Below are 17686 nucleotides of genomic sequence, written 5' to 3' on the forward strand. Positions count from 1 at the left end.
TCTCACGCACCGTGACCTATGCGAAATCCGTGAATCCGCTTTCCCTCAAGAGTCGCACATTCTGCGGTATGCACCCTGGTGGGAGACGAGACTCGGTCTCTCTTGCAAAACGTTCGCAACAAGGGCCTAAAATCGTACGGTGCATGTACCTGACGGATTCATCGACGCCCCGACCTCCGCGGTCACCGGAGTGGTCGCCGCCGGCGCCCTCGCGGTGAGCCTGCGCGGCGCCCGCCGTGAACTCGACGAGCGGACCGCCCCGCTGGCCGGCCTGGTGGCGGCGTTCATCTTCGCCGTGCAGATGCTCAACTTCCCGGTCGCCGCCGGGACCAGCGGTCACCTCCTGGGCGGAGCCCTGGCCGCGATACTCGTCGGTCCCTACACAGCTGTCCTGTGCGTGTCGGTCGTGCTGCTCATGCAGGGCGTGCTGTTCGCCGACGGCGGGCTGACCGCGCTCGGCGTGAACATCACCGACATGGCGATCGTCACGACGGTCGTCTCCTACGCCGTCTTCCGCGGCCTGCTCGCCGTGCTGCCCCGCAAGCGGCGCTCGGTGACCGTGGCCTCCTTCGTCGCCGCGCTGGTGTCCGTGCCGGCCGCCGCGGTCGCCTTCACCCTGATCTACGCGGTCGGCGGCACCACCGACGTCTCCATCGGCAAGGTCGCCACCGCGATGATCGGCGTCCATGTGCTGATCGGCGTCGGCGAGGCGGTCATCACCGCGCTGACGGTCGGCGCGGTCATCGCCGTACGCCCGGACCTGGTGTACGGCGCTCGCGGCCTGCGGCAGCGGCTCCAGCTGCGGGTGAACGGCGCGCTGGTGGACGCGCCCGCGCCCACGGCGCCGGTGGCGGCGCGCACCTCGCGGCGCACGCTGTGGGTGACCGGTCTCGTCACCTCCCTCGTCCTCGCCGGCTTCGTCAGCTTCTACGCCTCCGCGAACCCCGACGGCCTGGAGAAGGTCGCGCACGACAAGGGGATCGACAAGAAGGAGAAGGAGCACACCTCGGCCGGCTCGCCGCTCGCCGACTACGGCGTCAAGGACGTCTCCGACGCCCGGCTGTCCGGCGGCCTCGCGGGCGTGATCGGCGTCGGCGTCACGGTCGTCGCGGGCAGCGCGGTGTTCTGGTCGCTGCGCAGGCGGCGCGGCGACGACGTCTCCCCCGTGAACACGGGCGTCTGACGTGGGGGCGGGACACACGCACCGGCTGTACCGGCACGGGCACTCGCCCGTGCACGGCCTGCCGCCGCACACCAAGCTGGCCGCCGCGTTCCTGTTCGTGGTGGTCGTCGTGTCGACCCCGCGCGAGGCGATGTGGGCGTTCGCGGTGTACGCCGTGCTGCTCGCGGTCGTCGCGTACCAGGCGCGCGTGCCCGCCCGCTTCCTGCTCGGGCGGCTGCTGATCGAGGTGCCGTTCGTCGCGTTCGCCGTGCTCATGCCGTTCGTGGCGGAGGGCGAGCGGGTGCATGTGCTCGGGCTCTCGCTCAGCGTGAACGGGCTGTGGGGCGCCTGGAACGTGCTCGCCAAGGGCACCCTCGGCGTCGCCGCCTCCGTACTGCTGGCGGCCACCACCGAGCTGCGCGAACTGCTGCTCGGGCTGCAACGGCTGAAGCTGCCGCCGCTGCTCGTGCAGATCGCCTCCTTCATGATCCGCTACGGCGACGTCATCACCGACGAGATGCGCCGGATGCGGATCGCCCGTGAGTCGCGCGGCTTCGAGGCGAAGGGCGTGCGGCACTGGGGTGTGCTCGCCAAGTCCGCCGGCGCGCTGTTCATCCGTTCCTACGAGCGCGGGGAGCGCGTGCACCTCGCCATGGTGAGCCGGGGGTACGCCGGTTCCATGCCGGTCATCGACGAGGTGACCGCGTCCGGCGCGCAGTGGCGGCACGCCCTGGCCCTCCCCTGCGCCGCCCTCGTCGTCTGCCTGCTGGGATGGATGCTCTGATGGTTCCTGTGACTGCTTCTCTGGAGGTCTCCGGCCTCGCCTTCGCCTACCCGGACGGACACCAGGCCCTGTTCGGCGTGGACTTCTCGATCGCGCGCGGCGAGCGGGTCGCCCTCCTCGGCCCGAACGGCGCCGGCAAGACGACCCTGGTGCTCCACCTCAACGGCATCCTGGGCGGCGGCACCGGCACGGTGACCGTGGCCGGGCTCCCGGTGTCCCGGCAGCACATGGCCGCGATCCGGCAGAAGGTCGGCATCGTCTTCCAGGACCCGGACGACCAGTTGTTCATGCCGACCGTGCGGGAGGACGTGGCGTTCGGCCCGGCCGCCGCCGGGATCAAGGGGGCCGCGCTGGAGGAGCGGGTGCACACCGCGCTGGAGCGGGTCGGGATGCGGGAGTTCGCCGACCGGCCGCCGCACCACCTCTCCTTCGGGCAGCGCCGCCGGGTCGCGGTGGCCACCGTGCTCGCCATGGAGCCGGAGATCCTGGTCCTGGACGAGCCCTCCTCCAACCTGGACCCGGCCTCGCGCCGCGAACTCGCCGACATCCTGCGCTCCCTGGACGTCACCGTCCTCATGGTCACGCACGACCTGCCGTACGCCCTGGAGCTGTGCCCGCGCTCCCTCGTCCTCAGCGACGGCGTGATCGCGGCGGACGGCCCGACCGGTGCGCTGCTCTCCGACGAGGAGCTGATGCGGGCGCACCGGCTGGAGCTGCCGTTCGGCTTCGACCCGAAGTCCGTGACGACGGGCGCGTGACGGACGAGGACCCGGCCGGCCGACACGCATACGGCGCGCGGCACCATCGACGTAACGATTCTGTTGGGCCGATCCCGCCGAGGAATCGCAGACCCGTACCCCGTGTTGCAGCCATTGTCGCAGGGGACTGACGAGCGGAAGGGGCGGCGGGCGTGGACGTGAACGGCACTGTGGCCGAGGGCTTCGAGCCGGTCAGGGAGGCGTTCGCCGCGAACTTCGCGCTGCTCGGCGAGCGCGGAGCGGCCGTCGCCGTCTACCGGGACGGACACCGGGTGGTGGACCTGTGGGCCGGCACCCGGGACGTGGACGGAACGGCTCCCTGGCAGCCGGGGACCGCGCAGATCGTGCGCTCCGCCACCAAGGGCGTCGCCGCCGCCGCGCTGCTGCTCCTGCACCAGCGCGGCGCACTGGACCTGGACGCCCCGGTCGGCGCGTACTGGCCGGAGTACAAGGCGGCCGGCAAGGAGCACACGCGTGTACGGGACCTGCTCGCGCACCGCGCGGGCGTGCCCGTGCTGGACCGCCCGCTGACCCCGGCCGAGGCCGCCGACCCCGGACTCGGTGCCGCCGCCGTCGCCGCGCAGGCGCCGGTGTGGGAGCCGGGCACGGACCACGGCTACCACGCCCAGACCTTCAGTTGGCTCACCGGTGAACTGCTCCGCCGGGTCACCGGCCGCCCGGTCGGCGAGTGGATCGCGGAGGAGATCGCCCGGCCGGCCGGTGCGGACCTCTGGCTGGGCCTGCCGGAATCGGAGCACGCGCGCGTGGGCCGCGTCGGCCCGGTGGACGCCCCGGAGAGCGCGGGCGGCCTGCGGACCCGCCCCAAGCGGGCGGTGGCCGAGGCCTACGCCGACCCGGACTCCCTGACCAGCCGCGCGTTCGCCGCGATCACCCCGCTGCCCGACGAGAACGACCCCGGCTACCGCGCCGCCGCCCTGCCCGCCTCCAACGGCATCGCCACGGCCGACGGACTGGCCCGCTTCTACGCCTCGCTCATCGGCGAGGTCGACGGCGGGACCCGGCTGTTCACCCCCCGGACCACGGAACTGGCCCGCACGGAGCAGTCCGCCGGCCCGGACCGGGTCCTGGTGGTGGGCACCCGCTTCGGCCTCGGCCACATGCTGCACGGCGCCGCGTCCCCGCTGCTCACCCCCGGCTCCTTCGGCCATCCCGGACGCGGTGGCCCGCTCGGTTTCGCCGACCCGGACACCGGCATCGCCTTCGGCTACGTCACCAACGGCTTCCGGCAGAGCGTGACCGCGGACCCGAGGGCGCAGGCGCTGGTACGAGCGGTCCGCACGGCGCTCGCCTGAGCCGTGCACGCCCTCGGCGCACGCCGGGCGCGTGTCACACGTGGATCGGGTGCGAGGTCCGTCCGGACGCCTGGTCGATCTCCTCATGGGCCTTGGTCAGCAGTTGCATGGCCAGTTCGTTGAGGGCGCGGGCACCGGCGATCTCCTCGCCGACCCGGGGCTGGTTCGCGTCGACGTTGTGCCGGCTGGCACGGCCGTGGGCCCGCACCTCCGAACCGTCGGGCAAGCGCACCAGGGCCGCCGCCCGCGTGTGCTGATCGTCCTCCATGAACTCCATCTCGATGTGCCATCCCACAGCGGTGTGCATCATGACGACCACCTCCGAAAACCGCTGCTTCCAGGGTGCGCCCCGGCACCCCGGCCCGTCATGTCGGCGCCGTGCGCCGCGCTAACCGGCCCGCAGCATCAGCCCGATGCCCACGACCACCAGGCCCGCCGCCGCGATCCGGGGCGCCCCGAAGCGCTCCTTGAAGAACAGCGCGCCGATGGCCGCGCCGACGATGACGGACGACTCGCGCAGGGCGGCGACGGGGGCGAGCGCGGCCCGGGTCTGGGCCCACAGCACCAGGCCGTACGCGGCGACGGACAGGGCGGCGCCGAGGAACCCGAGGGCGGCGTACGGCCGGAGCAGCCGGACCGTGCCGGCACGCGCGCGTGCGTACAGGAACGCGGGCAGCACCGCCCCCTGGACGGCCATGAGCCAGGCGATGTAGCCGAGGGAGGTGCCCGAGGCCCGTACGCCCATGCCGTCGATGACGGTGTACGCGGCGATGGTCAGACCGGTCGCGAGGGCCGCGCCGATCGCCGCCCAGTCGGGCCGCCTCCCGCGCAGCCCCCACAGCCCGACCCCGCTGAGCCCCAGGCAGGACACGGCGATGCCGGCGCCCGCCCAGGCGCCGGGCACCTCGTGCGCGAAGACGGCGGCGAGCACGGTGACCACGAGCGGGGCGCTGCCGCGCGCGATGGGGTACGCCTGCCCGAAGTCGCCCAGCCGGAACGAGGTCATCAGCAGCGCGTAGTAGGCGATGTGCACGGCGGCCGAGGCGAACAGGTACGGCCAGGCGGGCCCCGCCGGGAACGCCGTGAACGGTGTCGCCGCGAGCCCGATGAGCAGCCCGCCGCCGGAGATCAGGGCGAAGCCGACGAGCTTGTCGGTGATGCGGTGCGCGATGGCGTTCCAGCCGGCGTGCGTGACGGCGGCGAGCAGCACGGCCGTCGCGACCAGCGGTGTCACGCGCGCTGCTCGCGCACGTCCACCAGGGTCGCGCCCGCGTGGGCGACGAGTTCCTTCGGCTCGATCGGGAAGACGGTGTACGGCGTGCCGGCGGCCGCCCAGACCACGTCGTGCGCGAGCAGCGAACGGTCGGCGAGGACACGCGTGCGCGTGCGGTGCCCGAAGGGCGGCACCCCGCCGATGGCGTACCCGGTGGTCTCGCGCACGAGCCCGGCGTCGGCCCGGGTGACCTTCCCGGCCCCCAGCTCCTGCCGCACCCGCTCCACGTCCACCCGCGAGGCCCCGTCCATGAGCACCAGCACGGGCACCCCGTCGGCGGCGAAGACCAGCGACTTGCAGATCTGGCTCAGCTCGCACCCGATGGCGGCGGCGGCCTCGGCGGCGGTCCGGGTCGCCTCGGAGAAGCTCCGGACCCGGGGCAGCAACTCCCCCAGTCCCGATTCCTCCACGGCGGCGGCGAAACGAGGATGAGCGGTCGTCGTCATACGCGCACGCTAGCGGGAAAGCCGGTGAGGGTGCAGCCCCGTCCCCACGGGCACCCTCACCGGCGGCTCTGTGTCAGGAGCGGTACGTCAGGCGCGTACCAGCTCCTTCTCCTCCTCGGTGGCGTGGGCGCGCAGGCCCTCGCCCTCCACGTCCACGTTGGGCAGTGCGCGGTCCAGCCACTTCGGCAGCCACCAGGCCCGCTTGCCGAGCAGGGCGAGGACCGCCGGGACGATGGCCATGCGCACGAGGAACGCGTCGAAGAAGACCGCGATGGCGAGGCCGAAGCCGATCATCTTGACCATCGACTCGCTGGAGCCGATGAAGCCGGAGAAGACGGCCATCATGATGACGGCGGCGGCGGTCACGACCCGGGCGCCGTGCTTGAAGCCCGTCACCACGGCCTGGCTGGGCTTCTCGCCGTGGACGTACGCCTCCCGCATGCGGGTCACGAGGAACACCTCGTAGTCCATCGCGAGGCCGAAGACGACGCCCACCATGAAGATCGGCATCATCGACATGACCGGGCCGGTCTCCTCGACGTTCATCAGGCCCGACAGCCAGCCCCACTGGAAGACCGCGACCACGGCGCCGAGGGCCGCCATCACGCTGAGCAGGAAGCCGAGCGCCGCCTTCAGCGGGACCAGGATCGAGCGGAAGACCACGATGAGCAGGAGGAAGGCCAGGCCGACCACCAGGGCCAGGTACGGCAGGAGCGCGTCGTTCAGCTTCTGCGAGACGTCGATGTTCATCGCCGTAGAGCCGGTGACCAGGATCTGGGAGTCGGTTTTCCGGGCGATGTCCGCGCCCTTGTCGCGGATGGCGTGCACCAGGTCCTCGGTGGTGGTCGAGGACGGCTTGGAGTCGGGGACGACCGTGATCGTCGCGGTGTCGCCGGCCTTGTTGGGCGCGGCCGGGGTGACCGTGACGACGTCCTTCAGTCCCTTGATCTCGTCGCCGACCTCGGCGAACGCGGCCTTGGGGTCGGCGCTGTCCTTGGCGTCGACGACGATCAACAGCGGGCCGTTGAAGCCGGGTCCGAAGCCCTCGGAGAGGAGGTCGTAGGCGCGGCGCTGGGTGGTGGAGGTCGGCTGGGAGCCGTCGTCGGGCAGGCCGAGCTCCAGGGAGGCGGCCGGGATCGCCGCCGCGCCGAGGCCGAGCACGCCGAGCAGCAGGACGGCGACCGGGCGGCGGACGACGAAGCTCGCCCAGCGGGTGCCCATGTTGGGGCGGCCCGGCTTCTTCGGCGTACGGCCGCCGCCGAGCAGCTTGCTCTTCTGGCCGGCCGGCTTGATCCTGCGGCCGGCGTAGCCGAGCAGCGCCGGGATCATGGTCAGCGCGATGAGGACGGCGATGGCGACCGTGCCCGCCGCGGCGATGCCCATCTTCGTCAGCATCGGGATGTTGACGACGGACAGGCCGACCAGGGCGATGACGACGGTGAGGCCGGCGAAGACGACCGCCGAGCCCGCCGTGCCGACGGCGCGTCCGGCCGCGTCCTCGCGCTCGCGGCCCTCGGCGAGTTCGGCGCGGTAGCGGGAGACGATGAAGAGGGCGTAGTCGATGCCGACGGCGAGGCCGATCATCGAGGCCAGGGTGGAGGTGGTGGTGCCCAGGTCCAGGGCGCTGGCGAGCGCGGTGATCGCGGATACGCCGATGCCGACGCCGATGATGGCGGTGAGCAGCGGGAAGCCGGCCGCGAGCAGCGAGCCGAAGGTGATGACCAGGACGACCGCGGCGACCGCGATGCCGATGATCTCGCTGGAGCCGGTCTCAGGGGTCGCGCTCAGCGCGTCACCGCCGATCTCGACGGTGAGGCCCGCGTCCCGCGCGTCCTGGGCCGCGTCCGTCAGGGCGTCCTTGGAGGAGTCCGCCAGCTCCATGCCGGAGACCTCGTACTTCACCGAGGCGTAGGCGATGGTGCCGTTCTCGCTGACGGCGTGCCCGGTGTAGGGGTCGGCGACGGAGGCGACCTCGGAGCCGCTGCGCAGCTCCTTGACGGTCTTCTCGACGGTCGCCTTGTTGACGGCGTCCGTCATCTTCTCGCCCTTCGGGGCCTTGAAGACGACCCGGGCGGTGGCGCCGTCGGCGCTCATCCCGGGGAAGCGCTGTTCCAGCAGGTCGAAGGCCTTCTGGGCCTCGGTACCGGGGACGGAGAAGGATGTGTTGCCGGCGGCCGGCGCGGAGGCGGCGCCCACCCCGGCGAGGGTGAGCAGCGCGACCCATATGAGGGCGACGAAGTGCCGTCGCCGGAAGGCGAGGCGGCCGAGTTTGTAGAGGAACGTGGCCACGGAGGCGTACTCCCGGTCAGGTCGTTGGGTTCAGCTGGGCAGGGGTGATCAGCCCGACGACGTGAGCGGTGACGTCAGGTGGTGGGCTTGCTCGGGAAGAGCGTTCAGCTCGCGGGTACGCCGAAGGCGGGGAGAACCACGGCGTCGATGTACGAAAGGAGGAAGTCCTGCGTCGGCGGCTGCTCGTCGATCATGGTGCGGGCGGCGAACGCGCCGATCATCATGTGCATCACGAATCTGATCGCGGGGTTGTCCGCACGGACCTCGCCCCGGTCGACCGCCCGTTGCAGCACGCGGTGGAACTCCGCCATCTCCGGCTCGATGAGGTGCTCCCGGAACGCCTTGAGCAGATCCGGGTTGCCGTGCACCGCCATGGCCAGGCCCCGCATCAGCGCGGAGCTCTGTTCCATCTCGCAGTCGTCCGCACGCAGGGTGAGCGCGTGCAGATCGCCCCTGAGGGAGCCGGTGTCGACGTCGCCGGCCCGGCCCGGCTTGTTGTGCCGCACGGCCTTGGCCACCAGTTCGGCCTTGCCGCCCCACTGGCGGTAGAGCGTGGCCTTGCTGGACCGGGTGCGGGCGGCCACGGCGTCCATGGTGAGGGCGTCGTAGCCGACCTCGCGGAGCAGGTCGAGCACGGCCTCGTACAGCTCGGCCTCGCGCTCGGGGGTGATCCGGCTGCGACGTGTCGCCGCGACGGCTTCGGTCATGCCCGTCACCTTCCCGCTCCGGAGCTTCTTCCTCGTACATCCACGAAGATACCCCGTGGATCAGCGAAACGAAACCGTTTCGTACGTGCGGTGGGTCACGAAGGTGAAGGGCCTGCAAGGAAGGGGGCGGCCCGGACCCCACAAGTTGCTCGCGCCGTGTGACCGGAAAAGCATGGGGAGCGTGAGCTATCTGCGCCTTCCCCACCTCAGCGGTGACCTGCTGTGCTTCGTCGCGGAGGACGACCTCTGGCTGGCCCCCCTCGACGCCCCGGGCCGCGCCTGGCGGCTCACCGCGGACCGCACCAAGACCGGCCACCCGCGCTTCTCGCCCGACGGCCGCCGGATCGCCTACACGACCTGGCGCAGCCTGGTCCCCGAGATCCACCTCGTCGACGTCGACGGCGGCCCCGGACGCCAGCTGACGTACTGGGGCAGCGCCGACACCCAGGTGTGCGGCTGGACCCCGGACGGCGACATCCTGGCCGTGGCCTCCCACGGCCAGCCCTTCTCCCACTTCACCTGGGCCTACAAGGTCCCCGCCGACGGCGATCCGGGCGGGCGCCTGCCCTGGGGCCCGGTCGCCGACATCCAGTGCGCCGACCTCGCCGGCGAGCACAGGACCCTGCTGCTCACCGGCACCCCGCCGCACGAACCGGCCTCCTGGAAGCGGTACCGCGGCGGCGCCACGGGCCGGCTGTGGCTGCACGGGCGACGCCTGCTGCCGGACCTCGACGGCCATCTGGCCTGCCCCATGTTCGTCGCCGGCCGGATCGCCTTCCTCTCCGACCACGAGGGCGTCGGCAACCTCTACTCCTGCGCCCACGACGGCACCGACCTGCGCCGGCACACCGACCACGACGCCTTCTACGCCCGGCACGCCGCCGGCGACGGCGAGCGGGTGGTCTACCAGTGCGCGGGCGACCTGTGGCTGGTGGACGACCTCTCCCCGGGCGGCACGCCGCGCAAGCTCGACGTCCGGCTCGCCGGGCCGCGCACCGGCCGCCGCCGCTACCAGGTGCCGGCCGCGCAGAACATCGACGGCATCTCCGTGGACGACACCGGCCGGGCCAGCGCGGTCGTCGTCCGCGGCAGCCTGTACTGGCTCACCCACCGCGACGGCCCCGCCCGTACGATCACCGACACGCCCGGCGTCCGGGTCAGGCTGCCGGAGATGCTGGGCTCCACCGGGCAGATCGCCTACGTCACCGACGCCGAGGGCGAGGACGCCGTCGAGATCGTCCACCTGCCCCGCGCCACCGGTGACCGCGCGCCCCGGCGGCTGGCGTCCGGCGCGCTCGGCCGGGTCCTGGAGATGGCCTGCGACCCAGAGGGCGAACGCCTGGCGGTGGCCTCGCACGACGGGCGGCTGCTGCTGATCGACGTGCCGGAGGACGGGGCGGCGGAACCGGAAGAGGGGGCGCCGGAGGCGGAGGAGGGGGAGACCGGGGCGGAGACCACGATCACCGAGCTGATCCGGTCCCTGAACGGCCCGGTCCGCGACCTCGCCTTCTCCCCCGACGGCTCCTGGCTCACCTGGTCGCACCCCGGCATCGGACGCTCCCTGCGCAAGATCAAGCTGGCCCGCATCAAGGACCGGCTGATCGTCGACGTGACGGACGGCCGCTTCGAGGACGAGAACCCGGTCTTCACCCGCGACGGCCGCTACCTCGCCTTCCTCTCCTGGCGCGGCTTCGACCCGGTCTACGACGTGCACACCGGCGACCTGTCCTTCCCGCTCGGCTGCCGCCCGTACCTGGTCCCGCTCTCCTCGGCGACCCCCTCCCCGTTCGCCCTGAACCCCGAGGGCCGCCCGGCCGCCGGCGGGCTCGATCCGCTGGAGGACGAGGAGACCGGCGAGGCCGGCACGGTGACGGTCGAGGCCGAGGGGCTGGCGAACCGGGTCACCCCGTTCCCGGTCATCGCCTCCAAGTACTCCGGGCTGCACCCGGTCTCGGGCGGCGGTCTGGTCTGGCTGCGCTGGCCGATCTCCGGCGCGCTCGGCGAGACCTTCGTCAATCCGGCCGACGTCAGCGGACGTCCGACCCTGGAGTACTTCAACATCACCAAGGCGAAGAAGTCCGAACTGGTCGATCACCTGGACTGGTTCACCGTGAGCGGCGACGGCACCCGGCTGGTCGTCGTGGACGAGGGCGAGCTGCGGGCGGTGCCGTCGACCGAGGTCGGCGACGCGGACTCGACCGTCTGGATCGACGTGCGCCGCATCCTGCACCAGGCCGACCCGCCCGCCGAGTGGCGCCAGGCCTACGACGAGGCGGGCCGTCTGATCCGCGCCTACTTCTGGGAGCCGGGCATGTGCGGCATCGACTGGGCCGCGGTGCTCGACCAGTACCGTCCGCTGGTCGAACGGGTCGCGTCCCCCGACGAGTTCGCCGACCTGCTCCGCGAGGTCCTCGGCGAGCTGGGCACCTCGCACGCCTACGTCACCGCCGCCCGCCGCAACGAGGGCCCGCCGCACTACCAGCGCTGGCAGGGCCTCCTCGGCGCCAACTTCGTCCGCCGGGACGGCCGCTGGGTGGTCAAGCGCATCCTCGCCGGCGACTCCTCCGACTCCAAGGCCCGCTCGCCGCTGGCCGGCACGGGCATCCGCGAGGGCGCCGTCCTGACCCACGTCGAGGGCCGCCCGGTCGACCCGGTGACGGGCCCGTACCCGCTGCTGGCCGGCGCGGGCGGTACGACGGTGGAGCTGACGTTCACCCCGTCCGAGGACGAGACCGGGCACGCCCGCCGGGTCGCGGTCGTCCCGCTCGTCGACGAACGGCCGCTGCGCTACCAGGACTGGGTGGCCAAACGCCGCGAGGTCGTCCGCGAGTTGAGCGGCGGCAAGTGCGGCTACCTGCACATCCCCGACATGGGCGGCTCCGGCTGGGCCCAGTTCAACCGCGACCTGCGCATGGAGGTGTCCCGGCCCGCGCTGATCGTGGACGTGCGCGGCAACGCGGGCGGCCACATCAGCGAACTCGTCATCGAGAAGCTGACCCGGACGATCCTGGGCTGGGACCTGACCCGGAACGCGCAACCGGTGTCGTACACCTCGAACGCCCCGCGCGGGCCCGTGGTGGCCCTGGCCGACGAGGCGACGTCCTCCGACGGCGACATGATCACCGCCGCCTTCAAGCTGCTGAAGCTCGGCCCGGTCGTCGGCCAGCGCACCTGGGGCGGAGTGGTCGGCATGACCGGCCGGCACCGCCTCGGCGACGGCACGGTCATCACCGTACCCATGAACGCGGCCTGGTTCGACGCCTACGGCTGGTCCGTGGAGAACCACGGCGTCGCTCCCGACCTGGAGATCCTGCGCACCCCCCTGGACTGGGCGGAGGGCCGCCACGCCCAGCTCGCCGACGCGGTCGAACTCGCCCTGGAACTCCTGGAGTCCAACCCGGCGGCGGTCCCCCCGACCTACAGCGACGTCCCGAACAGATCCCGCCCGGAACTGCCCCCGAGGGCGACTTCCTGAGCCCTCCGGAACCGACGCAGGGTGCCCTCCTGGAAGAAGGGCACCCACGTCACTTGGCCGAGGCCGAGCACAGCGGTCAGGCGTCGTAGTCCCGGTCGAACCGGTCCTCCATCTGCTGCTCCGTGTCCTCGATGTCACGGTGGTTCTGGTGGCCACCCCGCTCCGGCGGCTGCTGGCCCTGACGGCCCTGCTGCTGGCCCTGGCGGCCCTGCTGCGGGCCGCGCTGGCCGGCCTTCTCGCGGCCCTGGTCCATCTTCTCCTTGGCCTGGCGCGACTTCTCCTGGAACTGGTCCTTCATACCCATGTGGGTTCACTCCCGTGATGAGTGGGGGTCCGGCCCCGTCGGTGGGGCCTCGACCAGATTCACACGGGCGAACACGCTCTGCATGTCGATCAGTTACGGTGCGTAGCGCGGGCCGTCTCGTCGGCCGCCCCACCTGCGCCGACGAGCCCGGAACGCATGCCCTTCAGACGGGGCGCGAACCGCTTCATCTCGCGCTGCCCGACCGTCCCGACGAGTACCGGCAGATAACCGCGCACGCCCTGCATGCCACGCAGCCACCACTGCCCGTACACATGCGCCGAACGCCGCTCGATCCCTTCCACCAGCCGGTCCACGGCGGGACCCAGCGGGTAGGTCTTGTTGGACGGCCACGGCAGCCGCTGCCGCAGCTCCCGCATGACGTCGTCCTGGTCGGCGCCGCGCACCATGTCGGTGTCGGTCCAGGACAGGTACCCGACACCGACGCGGACGCCCTGGTAGCCGACCTCGGCACGCAGACTGTGCGCGTACGCCTCCACGCCCGACTTGGACGCGCAGTACGCCGTCATCATCGGCGCGGGTGTGATCGCGGCGAGCGAGGCGATCTGGAGCAGATAGCCGCGGCTCTCCACGAGCACCGGGAGGAACGCCCGCGCGGTCACCGCCGAACCGATGAGGTTCACCTCGATCACCCGCCGCCACGCCTGCGGATCGGAGTCGGCGAACGGACCGCCCGTCGCCACACCGGCGTTGGCGACCACGATGTCGACCTTCCCGAACCGTGCCTTCACCTCCTCGGCGACCCGGCTCATCGCCTCGTGGTCGGTGACGTCGGCGTACCAGTGGGCGCTGTCGCTGTGCAGCCGCCCGGAGACCTCCTTCAGCGCCTCCTCCTCCAGCCCGACCAGCGCCACCTTCGCGCCGCGCGCGGACAGTTTGCGCGCCAGCAGCTCACCGACGCCGCGCGCCGCTCCCGTGACGACCGCGACCTGCCCTTCGAGGCTGACCCTGCTCATGCGCCCTCCTTGATCCGCGCGGGGGTGGAACCGTGCCCGGGGGCGGCCCCCGTGACATACGTGCCGACGAGTTCCCGGATGCGGGCCGTCACCGGCTCCGGGGCCTCGATCGGGGTCATGTGGCCGACGCCGGGCAGCTCGGTGAGGCCGACGCAGTGCGGCAGCGCGGCGACCAGCGCCCGGGCGTGCGCCGGAGGCGTGAGCCGGTCGGACGCGCCGTGCAGCACGGCGGTGGGCGCGCTCAACCGCCGTACGCCGTGGTCGAGATCGAGCGCGGCGAGGACGGCCGACCAGGCGTGGCGCGCGGTGCGCGGGCAGGCGTGCACGATCCGCGCGCACGCCTCCACCATGTGCGGGGCGGAACCGGCCCCCATCGTGGCGTACTTGAGGATGCTCCGCGCGACCGGTGTGACGGGCCCGAGGGGCGCGCGGGAACCGAGGACGCGCCCGGTGATCCAGGTGCGCACACGCCCGGCGCGCAACGGCACCACACGCGACTGGGCGACCAGCCGCGAACTCCCCGTGCTGCACAGCAGGACGGCGGCGGCGTGTTCCCGGAAGCGGGGGCGCTCGGCCGCGGCCATGACCGTCATGCCGCCCATGGAGTGACCGACGACGAGCGCCTTCTCCCCGCGCGTCAGCGTCTCCGCGAGCACCGCTTCGAGATCGTCCGCCAGCGCCTCGGTGGTGCAGGCGGGACCCGCGGGACTGCGCCCGTGCCCCCTCTGGTCGTAGGCGATCACCCGGTGGTCGGCGGCCAGGTCCCGTATCTGGGCCGCCCAGAACGCCGTCGAGCAGGTCCAGCCGTGGGCGAGGACGACCGGTGGCGCGTCCTGAGGGCCGTGCACCTCGACGTGCAGCCGCGCGCCGTCGGCGGAGACGGCGGTGAGGGTGCGGGCCGGGGCGGGAGGCGCGTAAGGGCCGGCGGTGACGTGGGCGCTCCGGCTCATGCGGCGGCCCCGCTCTTCCGGCCGGCCGGCCCGGCGCCGGGGCCGGACACCGGCGCGGGCTTCCGCAGGACCTCGTACTCCGCGAGGTCCACCCGCCGGGTGGCGCGCCGGAACTCGGTCGTCGTACCGGGCCAGATGGTGGTGTTGCGGCCGCTCGCGTCCAGGTACCAGCTGGTGCAGCCGCCGGTGTTCCACACGGTCCGCTTCATGCGCTCCTGCACCCGGTCGTTCCAGGCGTCGACCGCGGCGGGCCGGGCGTCGAGGGCGGTACGGCCGCCCAGGACGTCGAGCTGGCGCAGATAGTCGGCCATGTAGCTGAGCTGGGACTCGATCATGAGGATCATCGAGGAGTTCCCGAGGCCCGTGTTGGGCCCGATGATCGTCATCCAGTTCGGGAATCCGGCCGCCGAGGCGCCGCGCAGCGCCCGCATGCCGTTCTTCCAGGACTCCGCGAGCGTGATTCCCTCCGCGCCGACCACGCGCTCGGCGATGGGCATGTCCGTGACGTGGAAGCCGGTACTGAAGACGATCGCGTCGACCTCGGCCTCGGTGCCGTCGGCCGCCACCGCCGTGGACCCGCGGATCTCGCTCAGCCCGCTGGCGACGACGTCCACGTTCGGCCTGGCCAGCGCCGGGTAGTACGCGCTGGACAACAGGATCCGCTTGCAGCCGATGCGGTAGTCCGGGGTGAGCTTGGCGCGCAGGGCCGGGTCCTTGATCGCGCGGGCCATGTTCCGCTTGGCGAGCTGTTCGACCAGGCCGAGTTCGTCCGGGCGCTTGGTGAACGCCTGGACCTGGAGCTCCCGGATGCCCCACAGCAGTCCGCGCCGGACCTGGGCGGTGACGGGCAGCCGTCGGTGCAGCCAGCGCTCGGCGCCGCTGATGGCGCGGTCGACACGGGGCAGCACCCAGGGCGGGGTGCGCTGGAAGAGGGTGAGCCGGCCGACCTGCGGCTGGATGGCGGGGACGATCTGGATGGCGGAGGCACCGGTGCCGACCACGGCGACCCGCTTGCCGCGCAGGTCGTAGTCGTGGTCCCAGCGGGCGGAGTGGAACACCTTGCCGGGGAAGGAATCCAGGCCGGGGACCTCGGGGACCTTCGGGTCGGACAGCGGCCCGGTGGCGGAGACGACGACATCGGCGGTCAGCGCGCCGCGCGTGGTCTCGATGGTCCACCGCAGGTTCTCGTTGTCCCAGGTCATCAGCTTGACCTCGGAGTCGAGGCGGAGGTGCGGGCGCAGTCCGAAGAGGTCGGTGACGTGCTCCAGATAGGCGCGGATGTGCCGCTGCCCGGAGAAGGTGCGCGGCCAGTCCGGGTGGGGCGCGAAGGAGAAGGAGTAGAGGTGCGAGGGCACGTCACAGGCGCACCCGGGGTAGCTGTTGTCCCGCCAGGCGCCGCCGACGCTGTCCGCCCGCTCCAGTACGACGAAGTCGGTGATCCCCTCGCGGCGCAGCCGCACGGCGGCCCCCAGCCCGCCGAACCCGGACCCGATCACCGCCACCCGTACATGCTCGTGCTCGGCCATCCCGAAGCCTCCACGCATCGCCTAGGAACCCTGCCAGTGAACACTGGCGCAATGGGACTGTAGAGCAGCCGCCTACTGAGCGGTAGGGGGCGACGGAAGGAAAGTTACCGCCGGTACGCCATAGGCTGCGGTCGTGGCAGAGGACGCGGAACACCCCACGGTCAGGCGCGAGTACCGCATGGAGGAGCTGGCCCGCCGCGCGGGCATCACCGTGCGCACCCTGCGCTTCTACCGCGAACGCAAGCTGATAGGACCGCCCCGCCGCGAGGGCCGCATCGCCTGGTACGACGACCACCACCTGGCCCGGCTGCGCACCATCGCGGCACTCCTGGAGCGCGGCCACACCCTGAACGGCATAGCGGAACTCGCGGACGCCCTCGACCAGGGCCGCGATGTCGCCGACCTGCTGGGCGTCGGCACCCCCACCGAGGAGGAGCCCGTCCGCCTCACCCCCGAGGAACTCGCCGCCCGCTTCGAGGGCGAGGTCACCCCCGAGAACCTGGCCGCCGCCCTGGAACTGGGCTATCTCGGCACCGACGGCGACGAGATCGTCCACATCAGCCGGCGCCTGCTGGACGTCTCCTCCGCGCTGGTCCGCGAGGGCATCCCGCTCGCCGAGGTGCTGACGGCCGCCGCCCGCGTCCGCGACCACGCCGACGCCCTGGCCGAGCTCTTCACCGACCTGATCCTGCGCCACGGCCCCGAGGAGGACCTGCGCCGGCTGCGCCCGCTGGCCCGCAGCGTCGTGGAGGCGGAACTCTCACTGGCACTGGACCGCCGACTGAACAAAGGCTGAGGTCTGATCGAGGGGGCCCCGCAGAGCGGCTGAGCCGACCACCGTGGACCGCGCGAGGCCCCGCCGGCCGACGGGGCCTCGCGCGGTCCACCTCACATATCGAAGACCACCGTCACCGGCGCGTGGTCCGACCAGCGCTCCTCATGGCTGGCCGCTCGCTCCACCACCGCCTTGACCGCACGCCGGGCCAGCCCAGGCGTCGCCACGGCGAGGTCGATGCGCCAGCCCGAATCGTTGTCGAAGGCCCGCCCCCGGTACGACCACCAGGTGTACGGACCCTCCGCGTCCGGGTGCAGGGCGCGGACGACGTCGACGTAGCCGCCCTCCTCGGCGGCGAACACCCGGCCGAGCCAGTCCCGCTCCTCGGGCAGGAAGCCGGAGTTCTTGGTGTTGCCGCGCCAGTTCTTGAGGTCGGCCTGCCGGTGCGCGATGTTCCAGTCACCGCAGACCAGGACCTCGCGCCCGTCGGCGGCGGCCCGTTCGCGCAGCTCCTTCAGGTGGGCCAGGAACTCGCCCATGAAGCGGATCTTCTCGTCCTGCCGCTCGGTGCCGACCTCACCGGAGGGCAGGTAGAGGGAGGCGACGGTGACACCGGGCAGCTCGGCCTCGACGTACCGCCCGCTGCCGTCGAACTCGGCGGAGCCGAAGCCGACCCGGACCCGGTCGGGCTCGCGCCGGGTGTAGAGGGAGACGCCCGCGCGGCCCTTGGCGGCGGCCGGGGCGTGCACGACGTGCCAGCCGTCGGGCCGGCCGGCCTCGTCGGGCAGCTGGTGCGGCTCGGCGCGCACCTCCTGAAGGCAGACGACGTCCGCGTCCGTCCCGGCGAGCCACTCCACGAAGCCCTTCTTCGCGGCGGCCCGCAGCCCGTTCACGTTCACCGAGGTCACAGTCAGCACCCGGGCACGATACCGGCACACTGGTCCGGGTCC

General features: G+C 72.5%; 16 protein-coding genes. 6 read left to right on the forward strand and 10 right to left on the reverse strand.

The features are described 5' to 3' along the window. Positions 1 to 139 precede the first annotated feature (139 nt). The 4 genes from IE273_RS07255 to IE273_RS07270 all read left to right on the forward strand — a co-directional run bounded on the left by IE273_RS07255 (position 140) and on the right by IE273_RS07270 (position 4017). Positions 140 to 1183, forward strand: coding sequence for an energy-coupling factor ABC transporter permease (locus IE273_RS07255; RefSeq protein WP_189814314.1), 1044 nt, complete (start codon positions 140 to 142; stop codon positions 1181 to 1183). A gap of 1 nt (position 1184) precedes the next feature. Continuing rightward, complete coding sequence (gene cbiQ / locus IE273_RS07260; protein ID WP_189814315.1) at positions 1185 to 1946, forward strand: cobalt ECF transporter T component CbiQ; 762 nt, start codon at positions 1185 to 1187, stop codon at positions 1944 to 1946. Continuing rightward, the gene (locus tag IE273_RS07265; RefSeq protein ID WP_189814316.1) at positions 1946 to 2704 is read left to right on the forward strand and encodes an energy-coupling factor ABC transporter ATP-binding protein; all 759 of its coding nucleotides are present in this window, start codon (positions 1946 to 1948) and stop codon (positions 2702 to 2704) included. Before cbiQ ends, IE273_RS07265 begins: the two co-directional genes overlap by 1 nt. Positions 2705 to 2856: 152 nt before the next feature. Further along, a complete protein-coding gene (locus tag IE273_RS07270; RefSeq protein ID WP_189814317.1) occupies positions 2857 to 4017 on the forward strand; it encodes a serine hydrolase domain-containing protein in 1161 nt (386 codons plus the stop codon). Positions 4018 to 4051: 34 nt separating this feature from the next. On the opposite strand, the gene IE273_RS07275 is transcribed toward IE273_RS07270, so the two are convergent. The 5 genes from IE273_RS07275 to IE273_RS07295 form a co-directional block, all read right to left on the reverse strand. Then, positions 4052 to 4327 (reverse strand): DUF1876 domain-containing protein, encoded by a 276-nt coding sequence (locus IE273_RS07275; RefSeq protein ID WP_014673231.1) that lies wholly within the window; start codon positions 4325 to 4327, stop codon positions 4052 to 4054. Positions 4328 to 4405: 78 nt separating this feature from the next. After that, positions 4406 to 5251, reverse strand: coding sequence for an EamA family transporter (locus IE273_RS07280; protein ID WP_189814318.1), 846 nt, complete (start codon positions 5249 to 5251; stop codon positions 4406 to 4408). Continuing rightward, a complete protein-coding gene (locus IE273_RS07285) occupies positions 5248 to 5736 on the reverse strand; it encodes a YbaK/EbsC family protein (RefSeq protein WP_014673233.1) in 489 nt (162 codons plus the stop codon). Before IE273_RS07285 ends, IE273_RS07280 begins: the two co-directional genes overlap by 4 nt. An 87-nt stretch (positions 5737 to 5823) precedes the next feature. Then, the gene (locus IE273_RS07290; RefSeq protein ID WP_189814319.1) at positions 5824 to 8025 is read right to left on the reverse strand and encodes an MMPL family transporter; all 2202 of its coding nucleotides are present in this window, start codon (positions 8023 to 8025) and stop codon (positions 5824 to 5826) included. 104 nt (positions 8026 to 8129) lie between these two features. After that, positions 8130 to 8732, reverse strand: a complete 603-nt coding sequence (locus IE273_RS07295) for a TetR/AcrR family transcriptional regulator (protein WP_189814320.1) — start codon at positions 8730 to 8732, stop codon at positions 8130 to 8132. Positions 8733 to 8913: 181 nt separating this feature from the next. Here IE273_RS07295 and IE273_RS07300 point away from each other — a divergent pair, with 181 nt between their 5' ends. Then, on the forward strand, positions 8914 to 12207 hold the full coding sequence (locus IE273_RS07300; RefSeq protein ID WP_189814321.1) for a S41 family peptidase: 3294 nt from the start codon (positions 8914 to 8916) through the stop codon (positions 12205 to 12207). 76 nt (positions 12208 to 12283) lie between these two features. Here the strand turns inward: IE273_RS07300 and IE273_RS07305 are convergent, their stop codons facing one another. From IE273_RS07305 to IE273_RS07320, 4 genes are all read right to left on the reverse strand, one after another. Beyond that, on the reverse strand, positions 12284 to 12511 hold the full coding sequence (locus IE273_RS07305; protein ID WP_189814322.1) for a hypothetical protein: 228 nt from the start codon (positions 12509 to 12511) through the stop codon (positions 12284 to 12286). Positions 12512 to 12600: 89 nt separating this feature from the next. Further along, the gene (locus IE273_RS07310) at positions 12601 to 13485 is read right to left on the reverse strand and encodes an SDR family oxidoreductase (RefSeq protein WP_189814323.1); all 885 of its coding nucleotides are present in this window, start codon (positions 13483 to 13485) and stop codon (positions 12601 to 12603) included. After that, positions 13482 to 14435: an alpha/beta fold hydrolase gene (locus IE273_RS07315; RefSeq protein ID WP_189814324.1), complete on the reverse strand. Its 954-nt coding sequence runs from the start codon at positions 14433 to 14435 to the stop codon at positions 13482 to 13484. The genes IE273_RS07310 and IE273_RS07315 overlap by 4 nt, the downstream gene beginning before the upstream one ends. Then, positions 14432 to 15961 carry a flavin-containing monooxygenase gene (locus tag IE273_RS07320; RefSeq protein WP_189814325.1) on the reverse strand — a complete coding sequence of 510 codons (1530 nt, stop codon included), beginning with the start codon at positions 15959 to 15961 and terminating at the stop codon, positions 14432 to 14434. Before IE273_RS07320 ends, IE273_RS07315 begins: the two co-directional genes overlap by 4 nt. A gap of 178 nt (positions 15962 to 16139) precedes the next feature. Between IE273_RS07320 and IE273_RS07325 the strand changes: the two genes are divergently transcribed. Beyond that, positions 16140 to 16757, forward strand: coding sequence for a MerR family transcriptional regulator (locus IE273_RS07325; protein ID WP_189814623.1), 618 nt, complete (start codon positions 16140 to 16142; stop codon positions 16755 to 16757). A 92-nt stretch (positions 16758 to 16849) separates the two neighbouring features. Here the strand turns inward: IE273_RS07325 and IE273_RS07330 are convergent, their stop codons facing one another. Then, positions 16850 to 17644: an exodeoxyribonuclease III gene (locus IE273_RS07330; RefSeq protein WP_229887140.1), complete on the reverse strand. Its 795-nt coding sequence runs from the start codon at positions 17642 to 17644 to the stop codon at positions 16850 to 16852. Positions 17645 to 17686: the final 42 nt, after the last annotated feature.

Source organism: Streptomyces olivaceoviridis (assembly GCF_014650115.1).
Taxonomy (GTDB): Bacteria; Actinomycetota; Actinomycetes; order Streptomycetales; family Streptomycetaceae; genus Streptomyces; species Streptomyces olivaceoviridis.

Excerpts from the sequence above, each read along its gene's own strand:
- IE273_RS07305 (WP_189814322.1), bottom strand. The coding sequence starts at position 12,511 with ATGGGTATGAAGGACCAGTTCCAGGAGAAGTCGCGCCAGGCCAAGGAG.
- IE273_RS07275 (WP_014673231.1), bottom strand. The coding sequence starts at position 4,327 with ATGATGCACACCGCTGTGGGATGGCACATCGAGATGGAGTTCATGGAG.
- IE273_RS07325 (WP_189814623.1), top strand. The coding sequence starts at position 16,140 with ATGGAGGAGCTGGCCCGCCGCGCGGGCATCACCGTGCGCACCCTGCGC.
- IE273_RS07285 (WP_014673233.1), bottom strand. The coding sequence starts at position 5,736 with ATGACGACGACCGCTCATCCTCGTTTCGCCGCCGCCGTGGAGGAATCG.
- IE273_RS07295 (WP_189814320.1), bottom strand. The coding sequence starts at position 8,732 with ATGACCGAAGCCGTCGCGGCGACACGTCGCAGCCGGATCACCCCCGAG.
- IE273_RS07265 (WP_189814316.1), top strand. The coding sequence starts at position 1,946 with ATGGTTCCTGTGACTGCTTCTCTGGAGGTCTCCGGCCTCGCCTTCGCC.
- IE273_RS07315 (WP_189814324.1), bottom strand. The coding sequence starts at position 14,435 with ATGAGCCGGAGCGCCCACGTCACCGCCGGCCCTTACGCGCCTCCCGCC.
- IE273_RS07320 (WP_189814325.1), bottom strand. The coding sequence starts at position 15,961 with ATGGCCGAGCACGAGCATGTACGGGTGGCGGTGATCGGGTCCGGGTTC.
- IE273_RS07310 (WP_189814323.1), bottom strand. The coding sequence starts at position 13,485 with ATGAGCAGGGTCAGCCTCGAAGGGCAGGTCGCGGTCGTCACGGGAGCG.